This is a genomic window from Streptomyces sp. 5-10 (assembly GCF_014712245.1).
In the GTDB taxonomy this organism is placed as follows: Bacteria; Actinomycetota; Actinomycetes; order Streptomycetales; family Streptomycetaceae; genus Streptomyces; species Streptomyces violaceusniger.
On the sequence record NZ_JACVYG010000126.1, the window covers coordinates 1 to 7,388 of the forward strand.

Consider the following 7,388-nt stretch of genomic DNA (forward strand, 5'->3'; position numbering starts at 1 on the left):
CCGCGTGAGGTGTTCCAGCACAAGACACCCGCCGCCCTCGCCGCCACCGCCCGGGTCCCCGAGGCCCCCGCCGTCCCCGCGCAATCGACGGACACCACGGACACCACGTACTCCACCTCGCCCCCTCGCCTCTTGATCTCGCTGAGCCGGTCCGATCAGGAAGCCATCGAGGCGCAGTTCCCCCAGCACGGCGAGGTCCTGCCCCTGGCGGCCGGGCAGGAGGGGTTGCTGTTCCACGCGGTCTATGACGATGGCGCGCCGGATGTGTACATGGTGCAGCTGGTCTTCGATCTCGAGGGTTCGGTGGATGTGGTGCGGTTGCGGGGGGCCGCCGAGGCGTTGTTGCGCCGGTATCCGCATGTGGGTGCGGGGTTTGTGCATGAGGGTGTGTCGGTGCCGGTTCAGGTGGTGCCTGGTGGGGTGCGGGTGCGGGTGCCGTGGCGGGAGGAGGATCTGCGGGGTCTGGGGGAGACGGAGGCGCGGGATGTCTTCGAGCGGTGGCTGACACAGGACCGAGCCGAGCGTTTCGATCTGGCGCGGCCGCCGTTGCTGCGGTTCGCGCTGTTCCGGCTCGGCGAGGACCGCTTCCGTCTTGTGCTGACGAATCACCACATCCTGCTGGACGGCTGGTCCACTCCGCTGCTGGTGCGGGATCTGTTCGCCTTGTACGAGCAGCCGGGCGGGGAGAGCGCACTGCCCAGGCCGACGCCGTACCGCGACTACCTCGCGTGGTACGGATCGCGGGATCGGGATGCGGCGCTGGAGGCATGGCGCGAAGCCTTGGCGGGCGTCGAAGACCCCACTCTGTTGACGCCCGCGGACCCTGGACGCCAGGCCGTAGCCCCCCAGAACGTCTCACAGCTCCTCTCGCAATCCCTCACCGCCTCTCTGACCGAGCGGGCACGCGAGGCCGGTCTGACCTTGAACACCGTGATACAGGGTGCCTGGGGCCTCCTCCTGGCCCGTATGACCGGACGCGACGACGTGGTCTTCGGAACGACGGTGGCTGTCCGGCCGCCCGAGATTCCCGGCGTCGAATCCATGGTCGGGCTGTTCGTCAACACGGTGCCGCTGCGGCTTCGCGTACTCGCGGGCGACAGCCTGGCGGCGATGCTCACCCGGCTCCAGGACGAACAATCGCGTTTGCTCGACCATCAATTCCTGAGCCTGACCGACATCCAGCAGAGCGCCTATGCCGGTTCGGGCCCGCTCTTCGACACCGCGACGGTCTTCGAGAACTACCCCGTGGACGACGCCGCCCTCGGTCGCACCGACAGCACACTCAAGACCACCGCCATCGCCGCCCACGACGCCACGCACTATCCCCTCGCGTTGATGGTGATTCCCGGTGAGCGGCTTCAGGTGCGGTGGGGATACCGGCCCGATGTGTTCGACCAGCAGGCAGTGGAGGTGATCGCGGCTCGTTTCGTGCGGGTGCTGGAGACGATCGCCGCAGATCCGGCCTGTCTCGTCGGGCGGATCGATGTACTGACCGGAGAGGAAAGGGAGCAACTGACGCGCTGGGGTGGAGGTGCGCCCGTTGAGGAGGACATCAGCCACGCGCTCTTGCCGGGACTGTTCGAAGAGCGAGTACGGCGCGATCGGGACGCGGTGGCGGTGGTGTGTGAGGGGTGTGAGGTTTCGTACGGCGAGGTGAATGAGCGGGCGAATCGTCTGGCGCGCGTCCTGGTGGGGCTCGGGGTGGGCCCAGAATCCCGGGTGGGGATCGTCGTACCCCGATCGGTGGAGATGGTGGTGGCGCTGCTCGCGGTGGTGAAGGCCGGCGGGGCGTACGTACCGATCGATCCTCGCTATCCCGCGAACCGCATTGCCTTCATGCTTGACGACGCCGAGCCGGACGTAGTGGTCGCCATGGGAGACACGGCCGACCGGATACCCCAGCGTGAGACCACCCGGCTGCTGGTGTTGGACGACGACCACACCCGGCACCTCCTGGCCCAGGCGTCCGCCACCGACCTCACCGACCGCGACCGCACGAGCCCGCTCGATCCCCGGCACCCGGCCTACGCCATCTACACCTCAGGCTCGACGGGCACCCCCAAGGGCGTCGTGGTGACGCACCGGTCCCTGCTGAACAACCTCCTGTGGCGAGTGAAGGCGTTCGGCTGGAGCGCCGAGGACCGCTTCCTCATGCGGACACCCCTGAGCTTCGACGTCTCCGTATGGGAAGTGTTCTGCCCGCTGCTGGTCGGCGGGGCCATCGTGCTGGCCCACCCGGACAAGCACGCGGACCCCGGCTACCTTCTCGCGGCCGTAAGGCGCCACCAGGTGACCGTCGTCCATCCCGTCCCCTCCCTCCTCCAGCACCTCCTGGAGTGGCATGCGGTGGCGGACCAGTGCCGCTCGCTGCGTGATGTCGTCTGTGGCGGGGAAGCCATGTCGGCGGCCGTCCGCGACACCTTCCACACCACGCTTCCCTGGGTGCGGCTGTACAACTCGTACGGGCCGAGCGAGGCCACCATCGACATCTCCGGCCATCCGTGCGAGCCGGGAGAGGAAGGGCCACCGCCCATCGGCACACCGATCCAGGACACGCGGTTGTACGTCCTGGACGGCGGGCTGGGGTGGGCGCCACCGGGTGTGGTGGGTGAGTTGTACGTGGCGGGCGCGGGGTTGGCACGGGGGTACGCGGGTCGTGCGGGGCTGACGGCGGAACGGTTTGTGGCGTGCCCGTTCGCCGGGCCTGGCGGACGGATGTACCGGACCGGGGATCTGGTGCGGTGGGACTCCCAAGGACGGCTGGAGTTCGTGGGCCGGGTGGACGACCAGGTCAAGGTGCGGGGCTTCCGTATCGAGCTGGGTGAGGTGGAGGCGGCGCTGGCGTCGCATCCGCAGGTGGCGCGGGCCGCCGTGACGGTCCGCGAGGACCGCCCCGGGGACCGGCGGCTGATCGGCTACGCCGTCCCCGCGCGGCGCACCACATCACGGGACGACGGATCACGGCCCGAGCGGTCGGCGGAGCGCCACGCGGACGAACACATCGGCCACTGGAAGAGTTTCTACGAGTCGCTGTACGGAGACCGCCCGGCCACCGCCCTCCGTGAGGACTCCACCGGCGCCTCCACCGGCGCTTCCACCGGCGCTTCCACCGACGCCTCGACCGGGGACGCTACTGAGGACTTCATCGGCTGGGACAGCAGCTATGACGGCCGCCCCATCCCCCTCGACGAGATGCGGGAATGGCTGACGGCCACCGTGGACCGGATCTCCGCACTGGCACCTCGACGCGTGCTCGAAATCGGCGTGGGCACCGGTCTGCTGTTGCGGCGTTTGGCGCCCCAGTGCGACTCGTACTGGGCCACGGACTTCTCCTCCGCGGTGATCGATGTGCTCCGGGACCAGATCGACCGGGATCCGGACCTGGCTGCCCGCGTGGAGCTGTCCTGCCAGCCCGCCGATGTCTTCACCGGACTTCCGGCCGGCCATGTCGACACCGTGATCATCAATTCGGTGATCCAGTACTTCCCCGGCATCGACTACCTCGTCTCCGTCATCTCCGGGGCGATGCGGCTGCTCGCACCAGGTGGCTCGCTGTTCATCGGCGATGTCCGCAACCTCCGCCTGCTGCGTTGCTTCGCCACGGCGGCCGGTCTCAGCAGGTTCGGGGGTGAGCTCTCGGGCGCGGACCTCCGCAAGGCGATCGAGCAGGCCATCTCCCTGGAGAGGGAACTGCTGATCGACCCGGCGTTCTTCTCGGCCCTCCAGGCCACCGTTCCGGACATCGCGGCGGTCGACATCCAGATCAAGCGGGGGAAGAGCCGTAACGAGCTGACGCGGTACCGCTATGACGTGGTGCTCCACAAGGCGCCGGTCACCGCCGTACGCGTGGGTGAGGCGGCGCCGGCGGCGACCTGGGGGACCGATGTACACCGGACCGGCGAACTGGCGGCACTCCTCTCCCAGCGCCACGACAGGCTGTGGGTGCGAGACCTCCCCAACGCCCGGCTGATGGACGACCTGGCAGCGATACGGCAGTTCCAGGACGGCACCGCCCCGGAAACCATCCGGCGGACCGTCGACACCGAGACCACCGTCCACACCGAGACCACCGTCGGCGCGGACGCGGAAACGCCCAACACCACGGGAACGCCGAGCACCACAAAGACGCCCGACACCACGACGGCGACGCCCGACACCACGACGGCGACACCCGACGTGGAAACCCTGCACGAGCTGGCCGCCCGTCACGGCTACCGCGCCCACCTGACCTGGTCCGAAGACCCCGAACGGCTCGACGCCCTCTTCCTGCTCGGTGCCGACGATCCGGACCAGCCGGTCGTCGATCTGTCCGTCGCTTCTGCCCCGGCGAACGCGCGACCGCTCACCGCCTACGCCAACGAGCCGGGCGCCCGCCCAGAAGCCGACTCGCTGCTCCCCGCACTCCGGGCCCATCTGCGGAGCACCCTGCCGGAGCACATGGTGCCGTCGATCGTGATGACGATCGACGAGTTGCCACTGACCCCGAACGGAAAGCTGGACCGCAAGGCGCTGCCCGCCCCGGAGTTCACCGCCGGAACCGGCCGGGCTCCGCGAACCCCGCGGGAGCGGGCCCTGTGCGGCCTCTTCGCCGAGGTACTGGGGCTTGCCGAGGTCGGTGTGGACGACGACTTCTTCGCACTCGGCGGCCACTCCCTCCTCGCGATGCGGCTCATCGGCCGCATCCGCGCCGAGACCGGCACCGAGCTGAGCGTCCGTACGCTCTTCCAGGCACCCACCGTGGCCCAGCTGATCCCACGGCTCGGCGACGGAACGAGCCCCGAGGCGACCCGGCGGCCGACCCTGAGCCCGGTGCCACGACCGGAGCGGATCCCGCTGTCGTACGCGCAATGGCGCCTGTGGTTCATGCAGGAGATCCAGGGCCCCCGGTCCGCCACTTACACCATCGTGTCCGCGCAGCGCATCACCGGCCCCCTGGACCGCGAGGCGCTGGCCGACGCACTCCGCGACGTCGTCACCCGGCACGAAGCCCTGCGGACCCTCTATCCGAAGGACGACCAGGGGCAGCCCTGGCAGCATGTGCTCGACGCCGACACCGCTCGCGCCCGGCTGCCGATCAGTGTCTCCGACGCCGCTCCCAAGGACCTGGACGCGCTGCTCGCGGCCGAGGCCGGACGGGGATTCGAGGACCTGGCCACGGAACTGCCACTGCGCGCGGGCATCTACCCAACGGCGGACCACGAGCACGTACTGCTGCTCGTGCTGCACCACATCGCCGCCGACGGCTGGTCCATGGGCCCCCTCTTCAACGACCTCGCCCGCGCCTACGCGGACCGCGCCCAAGGGCGCACCCCACAGTGGGAGCCGCTTCCTGTGCAGTACGCCGACTACGCCATCTGGCAGCGGCGTCTCCTCGGTGAGGAAGACGCGCCCGACAGTCTGATGTCACGGCAACTCGCCTACTGGAAGAGGGCGTTGGCGGATCTGCCCGCGGAGATCGACCTGCCCACCGACCGTTCGCGCCCGGCGATGCCGAGCCATCGCGGCGGCACCGTGAGCCTGGACATCCCGGCCGCTCTTCACCAGCGGCTGGCCGATGTGGCACACGCCCACGACGTCAGCGTCTTCATGGTCGTCCAAGCCGGACTGGCCGCGTTGCTGACCCGGCTCGGCGCGGGACACGACATTCCCATCGGCACCCCTTACGCGGGCCGGGGCGACGAAGCCGTCAACGACCTGGTGGGTTTCTTCGTCAACACCTTGGTGCTGCGCGTCGACACCTCCGGCAACCCCGACATCGCCACCCTCCTACGCCGCGTCCGCGACGCGGACCTGACCGCCTACGACCACCACGACGTGCCGTTCGAGCGGCTGGTCGACCTGCTCAATCCGGACCGCTCCCTGGCCCGGCACCCCCTGTTCCAGGTGATGCTCGGATTCCAGAACACCCACCACTCCGCCCCCGTACTGCCGGGGCTGACCAGCGAACCGCTCTGGGTCGAGATGGACACCGCCAAGTTCGACCTGTCCTTCATGCTCGCCGAAACACATGCCGATGGCGGCGGCCCGGCGGGTATCCACGGAACGCTGGAGTACGCCACCGACCTGTTCGACCGGGAGTCGGCCGAGGTGCTGGCGGCCCGCTTCGTGCGGGTGTTGGAGGCGATCGCCGCTGATCAGGCGTGTGTGGTGGGGCGGATCGATGTGCTCAGCGGGGAGGAGCGGGAGCGGCTGGAGGCGTGGGGTGGGGGTGTGCCCGGTGTGGCGGATGAGGGCGTTGATGTGCTGCCGGGGTTGTTTGAGGGGTGGGTGCGGCGTGATCGGGATGCGGTGGCGGTGGTGTGTGAGGGGCGTGAGGTGTCGTACGGGGAGGTGAACGAGCGGGCGAATCGTCTGGCCCGGGCGTTGGTGGGGCTGGGGGTGGGGCCGGAGTCCCGGGTCGGGTTGGTGGTGTCCCGCTCGGTGGAGATGGTGGTGGCGCTGCTCGCGGTGGTGAAGGCCGGTGGGGCGTACGTACCGATCGATCCGCGCTATCCCGCGTCCCGGATCGCCTTCATGCTCGATGACGCTGCTCCGGAGGTGGTGCTCGCCACCAGGGACACGGCCGACCGGATACCTCAGCGTGAGACCGTCCGTCTGCTGGTGTTGGACGACGACCACACCCGGCACCTCCTGGCCCAGGCGTCCGCCATCGACCTCACCGACCGCGACCGCACGAGCCCGCTCGATCCACGGCACCCGGCCTACGCCATCTACACCTCAGNACGGCACCCGGCCTACGCCATCTACACCTCAGGCTCGACGGGCACCCCCAAGGGCGTCCTGGTGACGCACACCAACGTGGTGAGGCTGCTCGAAGCGATCGGGCAGAATGACGACTTCGGCCCCGACGACGTGTGGACCATGTTCCACTCATACGCGTTCGACTTCTCGGTGTGGGAGATCTGGGGAGCCCTGCTGAGCGGTGGCCGCCTCATCGTGGTCGACAGGGAGGTGACCCGCTCCCCTTCGGACTTCCTGGAGCTACTGGTACGGGAAAATGTCTCGGTCCTGAGCCAGACCCCCTCGGCGCTGTACCAACTGATCGCGGCCGAAGCGGAACGCGGCGGGTCACGCGTGGGTACGGCACTTCGCTATGTGATCCTCGGCGGCGAGGCCCTCGACCCCACGCGCCTTGCCGACTGGTACGCCCGCCACCACGACGACGCCCCTGTCGTGGTGAACATGTACGGCATCACCGAGACCACCGTGCACGTCACCCACCAGCGGATCGACCGCGAGCTCACCGGGCCCGGCGCGAGGAGCCTGATCGGCCGACCCCTCCCGCACCTGCACACCTATGTGCTCGATGAGGGGCTGGAGCTCGTGCCTCCGGGTGTGGTGGGTGAGTTGTACGTGGCGGGTGCGGGGTTGGCGCGGGGGTATGCGGG

The 7,388-nt window shown here is 69.3% G+C and carries 1 protein-coding gene; it reads left to right on the plus strand.

What is annotated here, in order from left to right; translation table 11 throughout:
* Positions 1-9 precede the first annotated feature (9 nt).
* Positions 10-7,388: non-ribosomal peptide synthetase (locus IEJ02_RS47215; protein WP_498067141.1), on the plus strand; the 7,379-nt coding region annotated here is incomplete at its 3' end.